This window comes from Thiocystis violacea (genome assembly GCF_016583565.1).
Classification (GTDB): Bacteria; Pseudomonadota; Gammaproteobacteria; order Chromatiales; family Chromatiaceae; genus Thiorhodococcus; species Thiorhodococcus violaceus_A.
The window spans coordinates 1-684 of sequence record NZ_NRRF01000244.1 but is presented as its reverse complement, the minus strand read 5'-3'; the positions used below and the strand labels follow the sequence as shown (position 1 = coordinate 684).

General features: G+C 53.7%; 1 protein-coding gene. It reads right to left on the bottom strand.

The window, feature by feature from the left end; translation table 11 throughout:
• Window positions 1–585, bottom strand: a 585-nt coding sequence (locus CKO23_RS25035) for a hypothetical protein (RefSeq protein WP_440870601.1), incomplete at its 3' end; no start/stop codon positions are given.
• Between the last annotated feature and the right edge of the window lie 99 nt (window positions 586–684).

Below are 684 nucleotides of genomic sequence, written 5' to 3'. Positions count from 1 at the left end.
CTCTCCCCCGGCCCCTCTCCCACGAGGGGAGAGGGGAGAGCAGATCACTTCGCTTTGATGTGAGTGTTGAGGTAAAGCCCCTCCCCCTTGATGGGGGAGGGGTTGGGGAGAGGGTGATCTGCGCTGAGCCCGCCACTCGGCGGTGAGCGCACCTTCGACGGCGGCTTTAAGCAGGGACTGACGGTATTGCGCGAGCTTTTTCTGTGCGGCTTTTAGCTCGGCCACGCCGGCATCGAGGTCGGAGAGCAGTTCTTCGAGTTTTTCAACAATGCGAGTCTGCTGAGCTGGCGCTTCAAATGAAAGCCTATACGCAGCAATATCTCTGGGCCTCACCGCAGGATAAAGTGCGCCTTGCACGACCGCTGACATCGCATCGATGAAGTCCTGCGTTTGCACCAATGCCAGCAAAAAGCCAGGATTCAACCAACGTGACCGAAGCACATGAAAACCGGTAGAGCCGATTGCCCCATCAAATTGTTCGGGCACGAGCGCGACTGCATTCAGATTGGGCCGGGTCATTGAAACCAACACGTCACCGGTTTTAAGAAGCTGCTTGGGGCTCTCCAGGATTTCATGGGGAATCACAAGTCATTTTAAAACAATTGCTTAGAGCGGATTTTAGCGTACACGCCAATGCCAAAATATAGTCGAGCGATTCTATTTTAAGTTTTTGATTTTTCAGTG